At 68.7% G+C, this 18469-nt stretch carries 18 protein-coding genes; 12 read left to right on the plus strand and 6 right to left on the minus strand.

The window, feature by feature from the left end; genetic code table 11:
* Positions 1–210: 210 nt before the first annotated feature.
* Together AB0H00_RS21085 and AB0H00_RS21090 are read left to right on the plus strand one after the other, a co-directional pair.
* Positions 211–1935 carry a hypothetical protein gene (locus tag AB0H00_RS21085; protein WP_357268525.1) on the plus strand — a complete coding sequence of 575 codons (1725 nt, stop codon included), beginning with the start codon at positions 211–213 and terminating at the stop codon, positions 1933–1935.
* 162 nt (positions 1936–2097) lie between these two features.
* Positions 2098–2877 (plus strand): RNA ligase family protein, encoded by a 780-nt coding sequence (locus AB0H00_RS21090; RefSeq protein WP_357268526.1) that lies wholly within the window; start codon positions 2098–2100, stop codon positions 2875–2877.
* 149 nt (positions 2878–3026) lie between these two features.
* Here the strand turns inward: AB0H00_RS21090 and AB0H00_RS21095 are convergent, their stop codons facing one another.
* From AB0H00_RS21095 to AB0H00_RS21105, 3 genes are all read right to left on the minus strand, one after another.
* Entirely contained in the window at positions 3027–3668 is a 642-nt protein-coding gene (locus AB0H00_RS21095) for a GNAT family N-acetyltransferase (RefSeq protein WP_357268528.1), read from the minus strand.
* 69 nt (positions 3669–3737) lie between these two features.
* Entirely contained in the window at positions 3738–4916 is a 1179-nt protein-coding gene (locus tag AB0H00_RS21100) for a winged helix DNA-binding domain-containing protein (RefSeq protein WP_357268530.1), read from the minus strand.
* 68 nt (positions 4917–4984) lie between these two features.
* On the minus strand, positions 4985–5332 hold the full coding sequence (locus AB0H00_RS21105; protein ID WP_357268532.1) for an ArsR family transcriptional regulator: 348 nt from the start codon (positions 5330–5332) through the stop codon (positions 4985–4987).
* Positions 5333–5438: 106 nt separating this feature from the next.
* On the opposite strand from AB0H00_RS21105, the gene AB0H00_RS21110 reads away from it, so the two are divergent.
* From AB0H00_RS21110 to AB0H00_RS21125, 4 genes are all read left to right on the plus strand, one after another.
* Positions 5439–6680, plus strand: a complete 1242-nt coding sequence (locus AB0H00_RS21110; RefSeq protein WP_357268534.1) for an MFS transporter — start codon at positions 5439–5441, stop codon at positions 6678–6680.
* A 114-nt stretch (positions 6681–6794) separates the two neighbouring features.
* Positions 6795–7796 carry a prolyl oligopeptidase family serine peptidase gene (locus tag AB0H00_RS21115; RefSeq protein ID WP_357268536.1) on the plus strand — a complete coding sequence of 334 codons (1002 nt, stop codon included), beginning with the start codon at positions 6795–6797 and terminating at the stop codon, positions 7794–7796.
* Between the two features lie 74 nt (positions 7797–7870).
* Positions 7871–8731: an arylamine N-acetyltransferase gene (locus AB0H00_RS21120; protein WP_357268537.1), complete on the plus strand. Its 861-nt coding sequence runs from the start codon at positions 7871–7873 to the stop codon at positions 8729–8731.
* 260 nt (positions 8732–8991) lie between these two features.
* Positions 8992–10743 (plus strand): penicillin-binding transpeptidase domain-containing protein, encoded by a 1752-nt coding sequence (locus AB0H00_RS21125; protein WP_357268539.1) that lies wholly within the window; start codon positions 8992–8994, stop codon positions 10741–10743.
* A gap of 89 nt (positions 10744–10832) precedes the next feature.
* On the opposite strand, the gene AB0H00_RS21130 is transcribed toward AB0H00_RS21125, so the two are convergent.
* Positions 10833–11012: a hypothetical protein gene (locus tag AB0H00_RS21130; RefSeq protein WP_357268813.1), complete on the minus strand. Its 180-nt coding sequence runs from the start codon at positions 11010–11012 to the stop codon at positions 10833–10835.
* Here AB0H00_RS21130 and AB0H00_RS21135 point away from each other — a divergent pair.
* From AB0H00_RS21135 to hisH, 5 genes are all read left to right on the plus strand, one after another.
* Entirely contained in the window at positions 10953–12452 is a 1500-nt protein-coding gene (locus tag AB0H00_RS21135) for a protein kinase (RefSeq protein ID WP_357268775.1), read from the plus strand. The genes AB0H00_RS21130 and AB0H00_RS21135 overlap by 60 nt on opposite strands.
* Before the next feature lie 369 nt (positions 12453–12821).
* Complete coding sequence (hisD, locus tag AB0H00_RS21140) at positions 12822–14159, plus strand: histidinol dehydrogenase (protein WP_357268541.1); 1338 nt, start codon at positions 12822–12824, stop codon at positions 14157–14159.
* Entirely contained in the window at positions 14156–15289 is a 1134-nt protein-coding gene (locus AB0H00_RS21145; protein ID WP_357268543.1) for a histidinol-phosphate transaminase, read from the plus strand. The genes hisD and AB0H00_RS21145 overlap by 4 nt, the downstream gene beginning before the upstream one ends.
* Positions 15290–15334: 45 nt before the next feature.
* Complete coding sequence (gene hisB / locus AB0H00_RS21150; protein ID WP_357268545.1) at positions 15335–15949, plus strand: imidazoleglycerol-phosphate dehydratase HisB; 615 nt, start codon at positions 15335–15337, stop codon at positions 15947–15949.
* 67 nt (positions 15950–16016) lie between these two features.
* Positions 16017–16652: an imidazole glycerol phosphate synthase subunit HisH gene (hisH, locus tag AB0H00_RS21155; protein ID WP_357268547.1), complete on the plus strand. Its 636-nt coding sequence runs from the start codon at positions 16017–16019 to the stop codon at positions 16650–16652.
* A 38-nt stretch (positions 16653–16690) separates the two neighbouring features.
* Here the strand turns inward: hisH and AB0H00_RS21160 are convergent, their stop codons facing one another.
* Positions 16691–17152, minus strand: a complete 462-nt coding sequence (locus AB0H00_RS21160) for a hypothetical protein (protein WP_357268549.1) — start codon at positions 17150–17152, stop codon at positions 16691–16693.
* 200 nt (positions 17153–17352) lie between these two features.
* Entirely contained in the window at positions 17353–17874 is a 522-nt protein-coding gene (locus tag AB0H00_RS21165) for a nuclear transport factor 2 family protein (RefSeq protein ID WP_357268551.1), read from the minus strand.
* 97 nt (positions 17875–17971) lie between these two features.
* On the opposite strand from AB0H00_RS21165, the gene AB0H00_RS21170 reads away from it, so the two are divergent.
* Positions 17972–18436 carry a MarR family transcriptional regulator gene (locus tag AB0H00_RS21170; protein WP_357268553.1) on the plus strand — a complete coding sequence of 155 codons (465 nt, stop codon included), beginning with the start codon at positions 17972–17974 and terminating at the stop codon, positions 18434–18436.
* Positions 18437–18469: the final 33 nt, after the last annotated feature.

The following is an 18469-nucleotide window of genomic DNA, read 5'->3' on the forward strand; positions in this document are numbered from 1 at the left end:
TGTGCCGATCCCGGAGGCAAACGCCGCGGCTCGAGCGTGGACACCTCCCGTACCCGATCGGCGCTACGGTGGGATGTCATGGACACCGCCGCGGCCGCCCTACCGGGGCATACGTGTACCCCGGCGCCGGCATCGTCGTCGGGGAGGATCCGGCTCCCGTCGAAGATACGGAATGCGCAGCCCGTGGTGGTCGCGGCCGGGTGCCTCATCGTGCTGCAGCTGGCAATCCGATGGTGGGTTGCCGACAGCGGGTACTTCTATTGGGACGATCTCATCCTGGTCGGCCGGGCGGCCCGATACCCGCTGTGGTCCACGGATCTGCTGCTGTACAACCATGACGGGCATTTCATGCCATTGGCATTCGCCACCGCGTGGGTGGTGACCGCAGTGGCGCCGCTGGCGTGGGCCGGACCGGTGCTGTCGCTGCTGATACTGCAACTCGGGGCATCGGTGGCCGTCCTGCGCATGCTGATCGTGCTGGTGGGTACGCGGTGGACGATCCTGGTTCCGTTGGTCTTCTACCTGTTCTGCCCGTTGACGCTGCCGGCGTTCGCGTGGTGGGCGGCTGCGCTGAACGCGCTGCCGTTGCAATTCGCCCTCGCCTGGGTGATCGGTGACGCGGTGCTGCTGGTCGGCAGTGGTCGGCATCGGTACGCCGTTTCGGGGATCGCGGTGCTGATGGTGGCACTGCTGTTCTTCGAGAAGTCGGTGATTGTCCCGTTCGTCGCGTTCGCGGTTGCCGCACTCGTTCGATACGTCGACGGTCACGCGGCAGCGATTCGCGTCGTGGTACGACGTGGTGCGGCGCTGTGGATCGGGTCCGGCTCGGTGCTCGTTTGTTGGTTGATCGGATATCTCACGGTGGTGGACGTTTCCGCCATACACAGCAGCCCGGATGAAGTGCGGAACTCGCTACCCGGCGCGACATCACTGGGCGCCGTGCCTACGGTGCTGGGCGGACCATGGATGTGGGAACGGTGGCTACCGTCGACTCCATGGGCGGTGGCCCCCGGTTGGGCAGTGGTGTCGGGCTGGGTTGCGCTGGGTGCTCTGGTGGTGCTGTCGATACGCTGCCGGCTCCGGGTGCTGCCGGTCTGGCTGATGGTGTCGGCGTACATTCTGGTGGCCCAGCTACCGGTGGCGCTGGCCCGGAGTGGACCGAATACCGCGGCGGAGCTGACCCAGTCCCTACGCTACTTCGCCGACGTCGGGGTGGTGTCGACCGCGGCGGGTGCGCTCCTGTTGCGTGCCCGTCCGCGGTTGCCGCGTGTTCGGACACGCACGGTGCTTCCTGGCCCGGGCGCGGTGGTCGCGCTGATGGTGGTGTTCCTCGTGAGCAGCATGGCGTCCACCTACACTTTCACGCGAGCGTGGCGCGCCGGCCCGACCAGAACCTATGTCACGAACGTGACGTCGGCGCTGGCGGAGTGGGATGGCGCGCCCCTGCTCGAGCAGGAGGTGCCGTGGAATGTCCTGAACCCGCTGGCGTATCCACAGAATCTGACCAGTCGGGTGTTGGCATCCGTCGCAGCTCCAGGCACATTCGCCGACTCGACGCCACGCCTGCGGATGATCACCGATACCGGCGAGATCGTCGACGCGGCGGTCTGGTGGAACCGAAGCATCCGCGCTGGACCAGAGCCCGACTGTGGTTATCGAATTCACGGTGCCGAGCCCGTCTACCTATCCCTCGACGGCCCGATGCTCGAACACGAATGGACGGTACAACTCAACTACCTCGCGAATCGGGATGGTCAGATCACCGTTGCTTTCGAACACGGCGCCGCCGTCACGGCTCCGGTTCGAAAAGGTCTGAATACAGTATTCGTCCGGGTAGCCGGCGACGGGTCTGCGCTTCGGATCAATTCCCGCACAACGGGACTCGACCTATGTGTTGGGGTGGGCCCCGTCGGTGTCGCGTCCTATGACAACTGAGCTTCGGAAAACCGCGAAGGGTTTGGTTTCGGGCTGAGCTGCGGTGGGGGTATGCGAACTACGGCAAAGCCTCAAAGTTTCCGGCCGATCGGATCGGCAGATGCGTCCGGCCGCAGTAAAATTGGATGGACAAATGTCGGCATCGACGCGCACGATGCACCGGTGAATTTCGATCTGCGTACAGCCGACCTCGAGGCGATCAACAGCGCGACGAAGTATCCATCCATCCCGACCTACCACCAGCTCGGTGATCGCGGGTCGCTGACCGACGCGGTCACCGAGTTCCAGGGTCCGGTGATCGGGACCGAGAAGGTCGACGGTACCAACGCGCGGGTGATCAGCCTGCCCGACGGCTCCTGGTTGTTGGGCAGCCGTGAGGAGCTGTTGTGCGCCAAGGGCGATCTGATCGGAAATCCGGCCCAGGGCATCGTGGCGGCGTTGCGGGAGTTCGCCAACGCGCTGACACCGGTCGACGACGTCGTCAGGGTGTTCTATCTGGAGGTCTACGGAGGGAAGATCACCGCGGCAAGCAAGCAGTACACCGGCGACCGAGCCGTCGGCTACCGTCTGTTCGACATGATCGCGCTGCGAGACTACGAGGCCGTGTTGGCCATGCCGGTGCCGGAGATCTCGGCCTGGCGCGAGTCGGGTGGGCAACCGTTTCTCGCCGAGCCCGAGCTGGCCGCGGCGGCCGTACGCGGCGGTGTCGAGCTCACGCCCCGGTTGTTCACCTTGGACTGCGCCGACCTACCTCGGGAGATCGACACGACCAGGGAGTTCCTGGCCACGCACCTTCCCATGACCCGATCCGCGCTCGACGACGGCGCGGCAGGCCGCCCCGAGGGGATCGTCATGCGTACCTCAGACCGGTCCGCCATCGCGAAAGCCCGATTCGAGGACTACGATCGGACGCTGCGCCGCCGGCGCCCAGCCGCTGGATAACGGGATTGCACGCCTGCGATCTCGCGTGGGCCGCACACCCAGGAACGGCTGCACCGACTTCTCGCTGACCGGACGAGCCGCGGCGCTCATCGCGCCATCCTGACACGCAACCGATCCGGCGAACGGTTCGGTTGGTGACGGGGACGAGGTCAAACGGCGCGCACCATGGTGCGCTGGTGTACCCGGGCGCCGCGGTAGCGCACGCCCGGCACAACGGGCTCCGGACCGCAGGCCGTGAAACCCATGCGCTCGAAAAAACGGAGAGCCCGTCGGTTTTCGACCAGGGTCTGCAGATAGCAGCCGGGTGACCCGGTGGCGGCGAGCCTCTCGAACCATCGGACCATCAGCCGGTCGGCGGCGCCGATACCCCTTGCCTCCGGTGCGACGTTGATGTGCAGATGGCTGGGCCAGTGGGCGTCGTCGCGGAAGTCGCCCGCTGTCGGCGCCCGGCGGATCGCGGCGGAAGTGATGTCGGCGATGCCGCGTGCGAAGAACGCTGCGGGCTTGCGGCGGAACATCAGGCGGTAGGCGCGGATCGCCTGCTCCATGCGCGCGCTCTCGCCGGGAAACGCCGAACTGTCCACGCACCCGGCGAGATACCCCACCAATGCGCCGTCGGACTCCGCGACGAACAGGGACTCGGGTTCCAGATCCATGTACGGTTCGAGGTAGACCGCCGCCTCCGACTCGGGGTGTCCCCAGAGCGACTCGGTCGGCGAACCGGCACCCGCCCGGACGAACAATTCGCGCAGGGCGGCTCGATCACCCTCCGCGAATGCGCGAATCTTCATGCCGCCCAAAATACGCGGTGGCAACGTCGGCGCAGTCACACTCGTCGATGCGGAACCGGCCCCCTGTGATCAGGCGGTCAGCTCGCGTTCCAGTGGTGTCCGGAACCGCGGAACGGCACGGACGTCGCCGAACCACGCGGTGGTCCGCCGCACTTCCGCGGCGATCAACGCCTCGGCGTCGGTCCCCACGTCTTCCAGAAGGCGGTAGACGATTTCGCCGTTCTTGCGCTGCGCCCAACCGCCGACGATCCGCCCGTCCCACCAAAGGGTGGGTCCGACGTTGCCGTTGCGATCGAACAGGGTCGGCGCGTGCGGTCCGAGAAACCAGCTTCGTGACTGCCAGCCCATCGGTGTCGGATCGAGGGCGGGCAGCAGCGCCGCCCAGGGTTCCGGCGCCGCGACGGGGTCCAGGTCGTCGGCGAGCAGCACGCCGGTGGCGCCGTCCAGATCGACCTCTACCAGGTCGAGAGCCCGGAGCGCCGTGCGCACCTCGCCGAGAGTCCAGCCGGTCCACCACTTGATGTCGGCGACCGGTGCCGGGCCGAACGCCCGCAACCAGCGGCGGACCAGCTCGACGCGGGCGTCCGCCACGGCGACGGCCGCGACGCCGTCGGGTAGCCACGATTCGACTGGTGCCCAGGTGTATTGGCTACTGGTCCAGCTGCCGTTCGGCCTTCCTCGGACGATGCGGCCCTCGCAGCCCAGCGTCAGCAGCACCCAGGTGGTGATGTTCGTCGGCTTCGAATAAGCCTTGTCCGGCGCGGTATTCACCTGCGTGCGTAGGCGCGGGACGTCTTTGCTCAGCTGCGCGCCGGTCGCCGCACCCCTGGCCAGCAGTGCCTTGTGCGTCTCGGCCTCGACCTCGGCGAGCCAGCCCCTGGCATCGCCGTCGCCGATGCCGGCCTGTTCCAGGTATCTGCCGTAGGTGCGACGCTGCTTGTGTGCCAAAGCGTCCGCGCACGATGCCTGCAGGATGGGGACAAGGTCCACTGGCGCCACGAACATGGTGCGGCGCATGGTCAGCATGCGCAGCAGTGTGCGGTCTTCGTAGAGCGCCCGTTCGACAGCCGCCGGCTCGAGGTCGCCGCCGCGGGCCGCGACCGAGAGAAACACGGTAGCCGGATCGGTGGCGTGCAGGGCCACCAGCGAGCGGGCGATGTCGGCGACCTGGTCGGACCGCTGTGTCGTCGCCAACCGGTGCCGCACCGCCAGCCGAGCGCGACGCTCGGCAGCATCAATCGAACGCATAGGCGAATCCTAGCGTTCGCCATGGCGGTCCAGAGCCCGAAGCGCTCCGTCGTCATGGTTGATCGGGATCAGTGCGCGGGCTCCCAGGTGCGGACCAGGTCGAGCAGACCGGGGAAGCGAGCGTCGAGATCCTCGATGCGCACGCGGCTGCGGCGCTCGAGTCCATAGCGCTGCTGCCGGGTGACGCCCGCCTCGCGCAGCACCCGGAAGTGATGGGTCAGTGTGGATTTCGGGCGGTCGATGCCGAACCAGGAGCAGGAACGGTCGGCGTCGGGGGATTCCAGGAGAAGCTTCTGCACCATAGCCAGCCGTAGTGGGTCACTGAGGGCGGCGAGCACGTGGTCGAGCCGGAGGCCGGCACGGTCCGGCTCGGGGAGCACGGCCGCGGTGTCGGTCGTTTCGGTGGCCGATGTCATCGGTTCTCCTCGGTTCTCGCCGTCTTGTACGAGTTATATCGTACAAGATGCTAAGTTCGACTATGGTCGTACCAGTACGAGAAAAGTCGAACTAATGGAGGTAGGGATGACGCTGACCGTGAAACGCACACCGCCGGGCGCGGACCAGGCGGGCAGCGGCATGGTGTGGCTGGCGGCGTGGCCGGTGCTCGCGGTGTTTGTGCTGTCGAACGCGCCGACGCCGCTGTATATCGTGTGGCAGCGAGCACTCGGGTTCTCCTCCGGAACGCTGACCGCGATATTCGCCTGCTACATCCTCGGATTGCTCGGTGCGCTGCTCATGGCGGGTGTGGTGTCGGATCGGATCGGGCGCAAGCCGGTGCTGGTGCCCGCGGTGGTGGCGGCGCTAGTGGCTTGCGTACTGTTCTCGGTCGCGAACTCGGTCGCGGTGCTCGCGTTCGCGCGACTGCTGACCGGCATCGCGGTGGGGGCGACGGTGTCCGCGGGGATGGCCGCCGTGACCGATGTCGGCGGGCCGGAGCGGAAGCGGCTCGCCGCGCTGGCCGCCTCCTCGGCGATGGTGCTCGGGGCCGGCTTCGGGCCGCTGCTCGCCGGAATTTTGTCGGTGGCGTTGCCCGGTCCGACGGTTGCCGTCTTCTTGGTCGAGATCGCTGTGCTCGCTTCGGCGTTCGTGGCAGTGGTCCGGTTGGATCTGCCCAAAGGGATGGGTGGTCGCGGGCCGTGGGTTCGTGTTCCCTCGGTCGCGCGAAGTGGCCGGACGGCCGTGCTGCTAGGGGTCGCGGTATTCGCTCCCGGCATCACGGCGACGTCCTTCTTCCTGTCGCTCGGCCCGTCGGTGCTATCGCATCTGCTCGGCGCCGCCGACCGGGTGCTCGCGGGTGCGGTGGCGTTCGCGATGTTTCTCGGTGCGACCGGAATCCAGTTCGCGGCGCGTCGGTTCCGGCTGCGCACCATCCTGGTCGGCGGGGCCGCCTCGACGGCGCTCAGCATGCTCGCGCTGGTGCTGTCGCTGTCGTCGGCGTCCCTCCCGCTGTTCGCGGTGGCCGCTGTCTTGGGCGGAGTCGGTCAAGGGCTCGGCCAGTTCGGTGGTCTGACGGCGATCAGCGCGAGCGTGCCGGGCGACCGGCTGGCAGAGGCGAACGCCGCACAGAACGTCGGTGGTTACCTTCCGGCGGCGGCGCTGCCGCTGATCGCCGGTTTCCTCGGCGACGCATTCGGGTTGACCACCGGTGTGACCGCGTTCGGCGCCGTGGTGGCCGTCGCGGCGGTGGCCGGTGGACTGCTCGTGGCGGTGCATCTGGGCACGGGTGCCGCTGGGTCGGCGGAAGACGCCACAGCGTCGGCGTAGTAGGGCCGCACGGTGCGACCGCGAGCAGCGCCGGGGCCGGTGGCATCGGCGCCTGTGACCAACCGCGGGGGCTGCACGAGCGCCCGTGTCTGCGACCCATGACATCATTCGAGCATGAGGCGCGGATATCCGGTGCTCGCGGCGTGCTGGGTGCTCGCGAGCCTGTTCGTGACGACAAGCGTTGCCGCACCGGCTGTTTCGGCGGCGCCCGAGTGCGCTGTCCGGGTGTCCGTGCGGCCGGTGACGCTCAACGTCGACGGTGAAGACGCGACCGGCCGGGTCTACGAGCCATACCGGTGCGCCGAGGGCGACCTGACACCGCAGGGGCTCGTGGTCGCCGTGCACGGACACAACGGGTCGTCCGCGGACTACGCCGACTACCTCACCTCGATCTCCCGGCGGACCGGAACCCCGATCCTGTCCATGGACCTGCGCTCGGCAACCAGCGTCTGGCGTGCCGGAGAATGGAACCTGTGGGCGGGTTGGCATGACATCGTCGCCGCGACCCGGTGGTACAAGGAGGCGCATCGTTCCATCGCGCGCACCGTACTGTGGGGCTGGAGCCAGGGCGGCATCACCAGCGGACTCGCGGCGGCGCACGGGCCGCGCGGGCTGTTCGACTACTGGGTCGACAACTACGGTCCCGCGGACGATTTCACCATGTGGCTGGGCGCGGTGACGGTCGACCCCGCCCTGCCCGCGCAGATCGAAAGGGACGCGGGCGGGTGCACCCCCATGGCCTGTCCGCAGGCCTACGCCGAACGTTCTCCGGTGCTGCTGGCGAACCGAATGGACGTGCGGCGGGCCTTCCTCGTCCACGGCACCGGCGACCGCGTGGTGCCCTATGCCACCACCCTGGAGATGCGCGCCGGGCTGCTCGCGGCGAGCAAGCCGACCTCGATATACACCATCGTCACCGGCCGCGACCTGAACGGACAGGTGGTTCCCGGCAACCACAGCATCGGCCCGGCCTTCTTCGAGGGCGGCTGCGTCGTCGAGCGCCTGCTGGTCGGCACCGAACCGGTCGAGGATCCCGACCGCGAGTACGTGGTGGACGTCGCAGGCGGCGTGATGACCGCCCCGCCTGCCCCACCCGACGCCAAATGCGCGGCTTGAGCGGACGAGCCGGGAACACAAGCGCGTCGCGAGACGGTTGATCCGGGGGACACCGACAACGAAGTGAGGACACGATGACCCAGCCGACGGACCCGGCATACCACTGGAACGGCGCCGACCTGGACTTGGACGCCTACCTAGGGCGGATCGGGTTCGACGGGGAGCGCGCGCCCACCGTCGCCACGCTGCGCGCGCTCGTGCGCGCGCACACCACATCGATCCCGTTCGAGAACTTGGAGATCATTCTCGGGCGGTCGATCCAGTTGGACCTGGCGACTTTGCAGGACAAGATGGTCCGTCGCCGCCGCGGTGGATACTGCTACGAGAACGTCGGACTGTTCGCGGCGGCGCTGGAACGGCTCGGTTTCGGCGTCATCGGCCTCAGCGGCCGGGTGAGCATGGGCGCGGGCGAAGGGCTTCGTCCCGCTACGCATGCTCTGCTACGCGTGACGACCGCCGAGGACGACCGGGTCTGGCTGTGCGACGTGGGGTTCGGTTTCGGCCCACTCGAGCCATTCGAATTATCCACGCGGACCGGCGAATTCGCGGCGGGCGCGTGGAAGTTCCGGTTGGAGCACACGGTCGGTGCGCTGGACTCGGACCTGTGGGTGCTGCACCAGTTCGGTAGGGAGGGCTGGATCGACCGTCACACCTTCACCTCGAGCCCGCAGTACCAGATCGACTACGCCGTCGGCAACCACTTCGTGTCCACCTCGCCGCGATCGCCATTCACTATGCGGCCGTACGTGCAGCGCTTCCTCCCGGACGTGCACCACGTGCTGGACGGCACCACCTTGACCACCGAGCGCCCGGACGGCTCGAGCGATTCGCGCGAACTCGACCCGGCTGACCTGCCCAAGATTCTCACCGAGATATTCGACATCGACCTCACCGAGGCCGATGCCGCCGCACTGTGTTCGTTTGTGGGGCGCTGAGTGTTCGGGGCTCCTTGATGGCTCGCGTCCCAGCGGCCGCACGCGAGCCGGGCCTCGATGCTCGGTCGCGCTCGGAAATCCGGGGTGTCGCGTACATGTGGGGTTGAGCGGTATCCGTTGTCTGTCGCGACCGCGCCTTGCCCGACCGCATCGCGCCGTCGCGGGATTCGGTGTCCCCGACGGTCCGGTGGTGCGTCTCTCCAAGGTCCGGTGGCGTGACCTGCCCCGTCCTGTCGCCTCGGCCCGATAGTGTCGTCGGCGTGCGTACCTACCGGAAGTACCTCGTCCTGTTCGCCGCACCAGCGCTCGTGCTCGCTGCCTGCTCGTCCGGACCGGACCAGCCCGACACCGTGGCTGGGCAGTTCGCCGACGCGCTGAACCGCGACGACGTCGCTGCGGCCGCCGCACTCACCGACAATCCGGCCACCGCGACCGACACGCTCGGCAAGCTCTACGACGGGCTCGGCAAGGACGTCCGTTTCGAGGTCCGCTCGGCGGACGAGAACGGTTTTTCGCTGGCCGCGACCTGGAAACTGGGCAAAGAGGGCAAGTCCGAGTGGACCTACACCACCAACGGGGCCGCGCGTGACACCGGCGAGGGGTGGAAGGTGAAGTGGGATCCCGCCACTATCGCCCCCGGGCTGGCCGCGGGGCCGTTGAGCTACCGCCTGGTCTCTCCACCACCGGCCCGCATCCTCGACTCCGCCGGGGGCGAGTTGATGACTGAGCAGGTCGTCACGCTGGTGAACGTCGCCCCCGGCGCCGACCTCCCCGCGCTGGCGGACCTACTCGGTCCGCTCGCCCCCGGCATCACAGCGCAGTCGCTGCAATCGGATCTGGCCGTGGGGCAAGGTAAGCCGATCACCGCCATCACCTTGCGCGGCGCCGACATCGCCCCGATCCAGGACCTGCTCGCCGCGGTGCCCGGCGTCACCCTCACACCGCAGACCCGGCTGCTGACCACCGACAAGGCGCTCGCCGCGCCGACCATGTCCGGGCTTACCGAGCTATGGCAGAAGTCGGCCGACGCGAATGCGGGTTGGGCGGTGCTGGCGCAGACTTCGCAGGGCCCCCAGCGCGTCGCCGGTGCTGATCCGACGCCGACCGCCGACATCGCGACCACCCTCGACGTCGGCCTGCAGCGCGCGGCGGAAGCGGCGCTCGCGCCGATCGCCCAGCCCGCCGCGATCGTCGCCCTGCAACCGTCCACCGGCGACGTGGTCGCGGTCGCGCAGAACAGCGCCGCCGACACCCAGGGGCCGATCGCGCTGACCGGCCTGTACCCGCCGGGTTCGACGTTCAAGACCATCACTGTCTCCGCCGCGCTGCAGGCGGGCACGGTGACTCCCGACACGGTGCTGCCCTGCCCCGGCACCGCGAATATCGAGGGTCGTCGCATTCCCAACGACAATAAATTCGACTTGGGCGAGGTTCCGCTGCATACCGCGTTCGCCCGCTCCTGCAACACCACGATGGGCGCGCTCGGGGCGCGACTTCCCGCCGACGCGCTGACGAACGCGGCCACGCAACTCGGGCTGGGGATCGACTACATCACACCAGGCCTTACCACTGTCACCGGGAAGGTGCCGCCCGCCGACACATCCGCCCTGCGGGTGGAATCCGCGATCGGTCAAGGACAGGTGACAGCATCTCCGTTCGGGATGGCGCTGGTCGCGGCGTCCATCGCGCACGGCGCGGTGCCCGTGCCCACGTTGGTCGAAGGACAGCGGGGAACCCAGGACCAGACCCCGGCCGTGCTCCCGCCGACCATCGCTGACCAGCTGAAATCCATGATGCGCGAGACGATCACCGGCGGCACCGCGACGCAGTTGCGCGACATCCCCGGCCTGCTCGGCAAAACCGGCACCGCGGAATACATCGACGACACCCACGCGCACGGCTGGTTCGTCGGTATCGACGGTGACTTGGCGTTTGCCGTGTTCGTCAGCGATGCGGGCAGTTCGGGTCCCGCGGTAGACGCGGCGGGCCGGATGTTGCGGACGTCGCGTTAGTCCGTTCGGGGCGTTTTGGGCGGAGGACAAGCCCGGCTGGCGCGTGCCGAAGTTCCGGCGCAGGCTACACTCGTCCCCGACCCGCGTGCTTAATCAATATGCGGGATGTCACGATTTCGAGAAGGTTCGGAGTAGGCGCCATCGATACCGGTCAGTTGATCGCGGAGCACTACCGCCTGGTCGAGCGGATTGGTAGCGGCGGCACAGGCATAGTTTGGCGCGCCGTCGACGAACGCCTCCAGCGCTCCGTGGCCGTCAAACAGATCCATATCCAGCCGAGCCTCCCAGAGGCCGAGCGGGACGTGGTGCGCCAGCGCGCGATCCGGGAGGCCCGCAATGCCGCCCGCTTCCAGCATCCGAACGCGATCGTCGTGTTCGATATCACCGAGCACGACGGCGACCCCTGCCTGGTGATGGAGTACCTGAAGTCCAAGAGCCTCGCCGCGGTGATCGCCGCGCAGGGCACGCTGCCGCTGACCCAGGTCGCTCGGATCGGCGAGCAGGTCGCGTCGGCGCTGATCGCCGCGCATCAGGCGGGCATCGTGCATCGCGACGTCAAGCCGGGCAATATCCTGCTCGACGACCACGGCACGGTGAAGATCACCGACTTCGGCATCTCCCGAGCGACCGGCGATGTCACGCTCACCGAAACCGGCCTGATCTGCGGCACTGCCGCCTATCTCGCGCCGGAGATGGCCCGCGGCGCCGATCCGACGCCCGCGTCGGACGTTTTCGCTTTGGGCGCCACGCTGTTCCACGCGCTGGAGGCCGAACCGCCCTACGGCGCGAGCGCCAATCCGCTCGCGGTGTTGTACGCGGCCGCCAACGGTCAGGTCAGCCATCCGCGAAACGCGGGGCCCGCCACGGATTTCCTCCTGGATCTGCTCAGCCCCGAGCCCGCGGAACGTCCGACGATGCGCGCGGCGCGCGAGCAGCTCGCCGCGCTCGCCGACTCGGGTCCCGCGCCGGTGGCTGCCGGATTCGTCCCGGCGAGTGAGGCTTTCGCGCGCCCGAGGGCGGGCGAGCCCGAATCGCGGACCCGCGCGCTGCGTCCATCGGCGATGGCGTCGGCGCCGTACACGCCGACCGAGCGCCATCAGCGTTCGGAACCTGCGCCGCCGCGCGCCGCCGCGCAGCTGGACACCGCGGCGCACCCGCGCACTATGGCCCAGCCGCGCCCGATCCCCACGCAGCGTTCGGGCGGCAAGCGGCGCGCGGTACTGGTCGGTGCGCTGGTCGGCGCGATCGCCGCCGTCTCGGCGCTGCTGATCAGCGCGTTCAGCGATTCTGACTCCGATTCGCCGAACGCGCAGGCGAGCTCGCTGTCGGCGAGCGCTACGGCGAATCCCGGTATGTCCTCGACCATTCCGACCGAGCCAGGTCGGACAGCCAACTCTGGGGAGCGGGTCGATATCGGGGCGGCCGGTCGCCTGATAGAGCAGTTCTACAGCGACCCGAGTGGTTCCTGGTCACTGCTGACCCCGGCCGCGCAGAAGGTGTACGGCAGCGAGCAGAGTTTCCGTCAGTACTGGGGTTCGCGGACCATCGACAACTTCGCCACCATCGAGGCGGCCAAGCGGACGAACAACGACGACGGGTCGGTCGACATGCGACTGGCGAGCCTCACCGTAGAAGGCCAGACCAAGAGCTTGACGCTGCGGGTGATCAGCTCCGCGGGGCGCCTGCTCATCGATAACGACACCCGCTAGTCGGTCACCGGGACCGCCCGGCGCGTGCCGCCGTGGCGGCAGGCCCGATCCGGTCGCCGTACCTCGCTGTCCCGTCGATCGCCGCCTTTCGATGCTGTCGTGTTCGTTTGGCCGTTGTGTTCGGATGCTCTCGTGTTTCGGGGTCGACGGCGGACTGCGCCGCGGGGGCCGCCGTCGCGTTGACCACCAGAAGAGAGCGCCACCACACTTCGCGGCGCCCTGAGAAGCCCACCGGCGGGCCGACCTGGGAACACGCTTCGAAGCCAGCCGGTCGCGCCGACCACACCGATAACGGCTGGCGCCGGACCATTAGGCTGGTAGCTGCAACTTTCCTGTTGCGGATCTGCTGGAGACAAGGATCGAACCCACATGACAACCCGCATCGAGCTCGCCCGCGTCGATCTGCGCGGTCGCACTCCCTCTGTCGCCGAGCTGCGCGCCGCGCTGCCGCGCGGGGGAGTCGACGTGGACTCGGTGCTGCATCAGGTGCGGCCGATCGTCGAAGCAGTCCGGGATCACGGAGTGTCGGCCGCGCTGGAGTTCGGTGAGCGCTTCGACGGCGTGATCCCGGCGACGGTACGAGTGCCCGCGGCCGAGCTGGAAGCCGCGCTGGATCGGCTGGACCCGGCGGTGCGCGCGGCGTTGGAGGAATCCATCGCGAGGGCGCGTCAGGTGCACGCGGATCAGCGGCGCCGCGACAAGACCACCGAAGTGGTGCCGGGCGGCACCGTCACCGAACGCTGGGTGCCTGTCGAGCGGGTCGGTCTGTACGTGCCCGGCGGCAACGCCGTCTACCCGTCCAGCGTCGTGATGAACGTGGTGCCCGCGCAGACCGCGGGTGTCGGCTCGCTGGTGGTGGCCTCGCCGCCGCAAGCGCAGTTCGGCGGGCTGCCGCACCCCACCATCCTCGCCGCCGCGCAGCTGCTCGGCGTCGACGAGGTGTGGGCGGTCGGCGGAGCCCAGGGCGTCGCGCTGCTGTCCTATGGCGGCGTCGATACCGACGGCGCCGCGCTGGAGCCGGTCGACCTGATCACCGGGCCCGGCAACATCTTCGTCACCGCGGCCAAGCGGTTGTGCCGTGGCCTGGTCGGTATCGACGCCGAGGCGGGCCCCACCGAGATCGCGATCCTCGCCGACGCGACCGCCGATCCGGTGCACGTCGCCGCCGACCTGATCAGCCAGGCCGAGCACGACGTGCTGGCCGCCAGCGTGCTCGTCACCGACAGCGCGCGGCTGGCCGACGCGGTGGACGCGGCGCTGTCCGCGCAGCTGATCGTGGTCAAGCACGCGCACCGGGTGAGCGAGGCGTTGCGCGGCAAGCAGTCCGGCACCGTCCTCGTCGACGACATCGAGCAGGGGCTGCGCGTGGTGAATGCCTACGCCGCCGAGCACCTGGAGATCCAGACCGCCGACGCGCCCGCGGTCGCGGCCAGGGTCCGCAGCGCCGGAGCGGTGTTCGTCGGCGCGTACGCGCCGGTCAGCCTGGGTGATTATTGCGCGGGCTCCAACCATGTCCTGCCCACGGCGGGCTGCGCGCGGCACTCCTCGGGCCTGAGCGTGCAGACCTTCCTGCGCGGCATCCACGTGGTGGAGTACACGGAGGCAGCGCTGAAGGATGTCGCGGGCCATGTGGTGGCGCTGGCGAATGCCGAGGACCTGCCCGCGCACGGCCAGGCCGTGCAAGCGCGTTTCGAGGCGCTGTCGTGACCCGCTCGGTGCACACGCCCGGCGCGACCGTGAGCCTGGACGATCTGCCGCTACGGGAGAATTTGCGCGGGAAGAAGCCCTATGGGGCACCGCAATTGACGGTCCCCGTGCAGCTCAACACGAACGAGAACCCGCACCCGCCGAGCCAGGCGTTGATCGACGACGTCGCCGAATCGATCCGGGCCGCCGCCGCCGATCTGCACCGCTACCCGGACCGGGACGCGGTGGCTCTGCGCACCGACCTGGCCGAGTACCTGACGAGGCAGACCGGCGTCGCGGTGGACACCGGCAACGTCTGGGCGGCGAATGGCTCCAACGAGATCCTGCAGCAACTGCTGCAGGCGTTCGGCGGACCGGGCCGCAGCGCACTGGGTTTCGTGCCCTCGTATTCGATGCACCCGATCATCGCCGAGGGCATCGATACCGAGTGGGTCGAAGCGAAGCGCAACGACGACTTCTCCCTCGACATCGCCCGCGCGCTGGCCGACATCGCCGACCGCGCCCCCGACGTGGTGTTCGTGACCAGCCCGAACAACCCCACCGGACACAGCATTCCGCAGGACGACCTGGCCCGTATCCTTTCGGCAGCCCCGGGCATCGTGGTGGTCGACGAGGCCTACGGCGAGTTCTCCGCGCAGCCCAGCGCCATCGGGCTGATCGATCGGTTCCCGGCGAAGCTGGTGGTGACCAGGACGATGAGCAAGGCCTTCGCGTTCGCCGGCGGGCGCCTCGGCTATCTGGTCGCCGCGCCCGCGGTCATCGACGCGATGCTGCTGGTGCGGCTGCCCTACCACCTGTCTGTGGTCACCCAGGCCGCCGCGCGCGCGGCGTTGCGGCACGCCGACGAGACCCTCGGAAGCGTCGCCGAACTGGCCGCGCAGCGCGACCGGGTCGCGGCGGCATTGCTGGACATGGGATTCGACGTGATCCCCAGTGACGCCAACTTCTTGTTGTTCGGTCGCTTCACCGACGCCGCGCACACGTGGCAGCGGTATCTGGACCACGGCGTGCTGATCCGCGACGTCGGCATTCCCGGCTACCTGAGGACCACCATCGGTCTCGCCGCGGAAAACGACGAACTGCTGAAGATCAGCGGCGCACTGGTCGGCACCGACCTCACGCCACGATGAACCAGCGCCGGGAAACCGTCGGCGACAACCCGATTGGAAGTGAGCATGAGTAGGACCGCACGGGTGGAGCGGGTCACGAAGGAATCCAGCATCGTCGTCGAGCTGGATCTGGACGGCACCGGCAGGACCGAGATCGCCACCGGCGTCCCGTTCTACGACCACATGCTGACCGCGCTCGGCGCGCACGCCGCCTTCGACCTGACCGTGCGCGCGGAGGGCGACATCGAGATCGAGGCGCACCACACGGTGGAGGACACCGCGATCGTGTTCGGGCAGGCGCTGGGCGAAGCGCTGGGCGACAAGGCGGGTATCCGCCGGTTCGGTGACGCCTACATCCCGATGGACGAGACACTGGCGCACGCCGCGGTCGACGTGTCCGGCCGTCCCTACTGTGTGCACACCGGCGAGCCGGAACACCTGCTGCATGCCGTGATTCCGGGATCCGGCCCCGGAGCGCCGTATTCCACCGTGCTGAACCGGCACGTGTTCGAGTCGATCGCGCTGAACGCGCGCATCGCCCTGCATGTGCGCGTGCTCTACGGCCGCGACCAGCACCATGTCACCGAGGCCGAGTTCAAGGCGGTCGCACGGGCATTGCGCGCCGCGGTGGAACTCGACCCCCGGGTCAGCGGTGTCCCGTCGACGAAGGGAACGCTGTGAGCGAGCGGACCATCGATGCGGCCACGAGTGTGGTCATGTCGGAGCCGAGTGTCAGCGAGGCGCACGCATGACCACGAAATCCGTCGCACTGCTCGACTACGGCTCGGGCAACCTGCACTCCGCCGAACGGGCGCTGGCCCGGGTGGGCGCGCGGGTCGAGGTGACCGCCGACCCGCGACTCGCGCTGGCCGCCGACGGTCTGGTCGTGCCCGGTGTCGGCGCCTTCGCCGCGTGCATGGCGGGGTTGCGGGAAGTGCGCGGCGAGCGCATGATCGGCCAGCGACTGGCCGGTGGGCGCCCCGTCCTCGGCATCTGCGTCGGCATGCAGATCCTCTTCGATCGCGGGGTCGAGTTCGGCGTGGAAACCGACGGCTGCGCCGAATGGCCGGGCACCGTCGAACGGCTGTCCGCGCCGGTGCTGCCGCACATGGGCTGGAACACCGTCTCCGCCCCGACTGACAGTGTCCTGTTCGCGGGCCTGGATTCCGAGACCCGCTTCTACTTCGTGCACTCCTATGCCGCGCAGACCTGGGATCTACCGCCCAGCGAGCACTTCGCCTCACCCAAGCTGACCTGGTCCGAGCACGGTGTGCCGTTCCTGGCCGCGGTGGAGAACGGTGCGCTGTCGGCAACCCAGTTCCACCCGGAGAAATCCGGCGACGCGGGCGCTCACCTGCTGGCGAACTGGGTGCGGTCGCTGTAGACGATCCCGCGCGCCGGGGCGCGGGATCGCCCACCGGCTCAGTTCGACTGGACCTTGCTGACCAGCCAGCGTCCGTCCGCGTTGTCCACCGTGACGGTCATCGACACGCGGCCGGTCTGAGGCATGCCGTCGGTTTCGTCACTCGTCACCGTGCGTACCACGTCGACGGCTACTTCGGCCCGGTTGTCGTCGCCGGAGACGACGCGGCAGTCGGCCGAGTCGGCCTGCGCCCGCGCGTGCGCGGCCTCCGCGCCGGACTGGATGTTGGGGCGGAAGTTCTCGAACTCGGTACGGAATTCGCCGGTGCTCAGCTCGAGCACTCTGCGGGCATGGTCGCCGAACCGCGCATAGTCGTATGTCATTGCGGCTCTGCCGAATTCGCAGCCGGCCAAGCGTGCCTCCTCGGGCGCCGCCGCGGCGGCAAGGGGCGCGGCGGCGAATGCCGCCGAGCAGGTGGCTGCCGAAAGTAGCAGTGCGGCAGGGAGTGTCTTTCGTGACATTCAGTTCCTCAATGCGAGGTGGAATCGGCGACCGGGGGTGATCGCCGCGCGGAAACGATACCGGCCCCAGGCGATCTCGTGGCCACCTGCATCAGCCGTCCGCCAGCAGGTGCCTCTCGATTCGTGAGTATGACAGCGCTTTTCGTTGTGCTGGCCGGAGCTACCCTGCTACCCGGGCGCACGTCCTTGCTGCGCGCTGATTACGGACGGGTGCCGAGGGACCAGATCGGGGTGGTCTCGACCCGGGCCAGCCGCCAGCCTTCCCTGGTGCGGACCGCGTCGAAGCGGTAGATCTCGCCGAGGGTGTATTGCGGCTGCGGAATCGACTCGTTCGCCGCCGGCGCGAAAGTGGCGATGAGGTTGGCTCGAACGTCCGCGGCATCGCCGCGAAGATCGACGATCACGTTGCTGATGAAGTGCTGAATCCGCTTGTCATCGGTGTGGTTCCGGCTCGCTTGGGTGATCAGCGCGTCGCGGCCATCGGCCGTGCCGCCGGGGGTCTTCGCGGTGGCGTCGGCGGTGTAGATCTCGCGCAGGTCGTCGAAGCGGCCCTCGTCCAGCACACGGCCGAGTCGGTCGACGAGGGCAGTGATCTGGTGGCGGTCCAGCATGTCGTGTAGCTCGTGTGCCGAGTCGTTCCCGGCAGTCGGGGAGGTGCAGGCGGCGGCGAGGGCGGCCAGCGGGAGAGCCGGCAGGGGGAGGGCCTGGCGAATCTTGTTCATCAATGGCGCCTTTCGAGCTAAACGTTGGCAACTCCAACGTTGGCCACACCAACGTATCAGATTGTGGGTGATACCAACAAGTGGGTAGATTGACCGCATGGAGATCGCGCACGAGGACGCCCCTGGCAGGCTGCGGATTCTGCCGACCCGGTTGGTCAACCAGGTCGCGCTCGTGGCGAATCGGGCAACCGAGCGGGCGCTGGAGGCCACCGGCTCCCGTCGTCACCACTACGCGCTGCTCGCGGCGTTGGGGGAGTTCGGTGCGGCCAGCCAGGCCGAGCTGGGCAGGCGCACCCGCATCGACCGCAGCGATGTCGTCGCGGCGGTGAACGATCTCGCCGAGCGCGGTTTCGTCGCCCGAAGCCCCGATCCCGCCGATCGTCGCCGCAACATCGTCACCCTCACTGCCGCCGGCACGCGGCACCTGGACGATCTCGACCAGCGCCTGGCGGGCGCCCAGGACGAGCTGCTGGCCGGGTTCTCCGCCGCAGACCGTCGCACGCTGGTCACGCTGCTCACCCGCATCCTGGACGCGCACAGCGGCCGACCCCGGCGACGGTGATCGAGGTCCCATCAGCGCAGGCCCGGGCTCGCG

It is taken from the genome of Nocardia sp. NPDC023852 (genome assembly GCF_040639505.1).
Classification (GTDB): Bacteria; Actinomycetota; Actinomycetes; order Mycobacteriales; family Mycobacteriaceae; genus Nocardia.

Excerpts from the sequence above, each read along its gene's own strand:
- AB0H00_RS21160 (WP_357268549.1), bottom strand. The coding sequence starts at position 17,152 with ATGTCACGAAAGACACTCCCTGCCGCACTGCTACTTTCGGCAGCCACC.
- hisB (WP_357268545.1), top strand. The coding sequence starts at position 15,335 with ATGAGTAGGACCGCACGGGTGGAGCGGGTCACGAAGGAATCCAGCATC.
- hisD (WP_357268541.1), top strand. The coding sequence starts at position 12,822 with ATGACAACCCGCATCGAGCTCGCCCGCGTCGATCTGCGCGGTCGCACT.
- AB0H00_RS21120 (WP_357268537.1), top strand. The coding sequence starts at position 7,871 with ATGACCCAGCCGACGGACCCGGCATACCACTGGAACGGCGCCGACCTG.
- AB0H00_RS21110 (WP_357268534.1), top strand. The coding sequence starts at position 5,439 with ATGACGCTGACCGTGAAACGCACACCGCCGGGCGCGGACCAGGCGGGC.
- hisH (WP_357268547.1), top strand. The coding sequence starts at position 16,017 with ATGACCACGAAATCCGTCGCACTGCTCGACTACGGCTCGGGCAACCTG.
- AB0H00_RS21165 (WP_357268551.1), bottom strand. The coding sequence starts at position 17,874 with ATGAACAAGATTCGCCAGGCCCTCCCCCTGCCGGCTCTCCCGCTGGCC.
- AB0H00_RS21105 (WP_357268532.1), bottom strand. The coding sequence starts at position 5,332 with ATGACATCGGCCACCGAAACGACCGACACCGCGGCCGTGCTCCCCGAG.
- AB0H00_RS21130 (WP_357268813.1), bottom strand. The coding sequence starts at position 11,012 with ATGGATCTGTTTGACGGCCACGGAGCGCTGGAGGCGTTCGTCGACGGC.
- AB0H00_RS21095 (WP_357268528.1), bottom strand. The coding sequence starts at position 3,668 with ATGAAGATTCGCGCATTCGCGGAGGGTGATCGAGCCGCCCTGCGCGAA.
- AB0H00_RS21115 (WP_357268536.1), top strand. The coding sequence starts at position 6,795 with ATGAGGCGCGGATATCCGGTGCTCGCGGCGTGCTGGGTGCTCGCGAGC.
- AB0H00_RS21170 (WP_357268553.1), top strand. The coding sequence starts at position 17,972 with ATGGAGATCGCGCACGAGGACGCCCCTGGCAGGCTGCGGATTCTGCCG.
- AB0H00_RS21100 (WP_357268530.1), bottom strand. The coding sequence starts at position 4,916 with ATGCGTTCGATTGATGCTGCCGAGCGTCGCGCTCGGCTGGCGGTGCGG.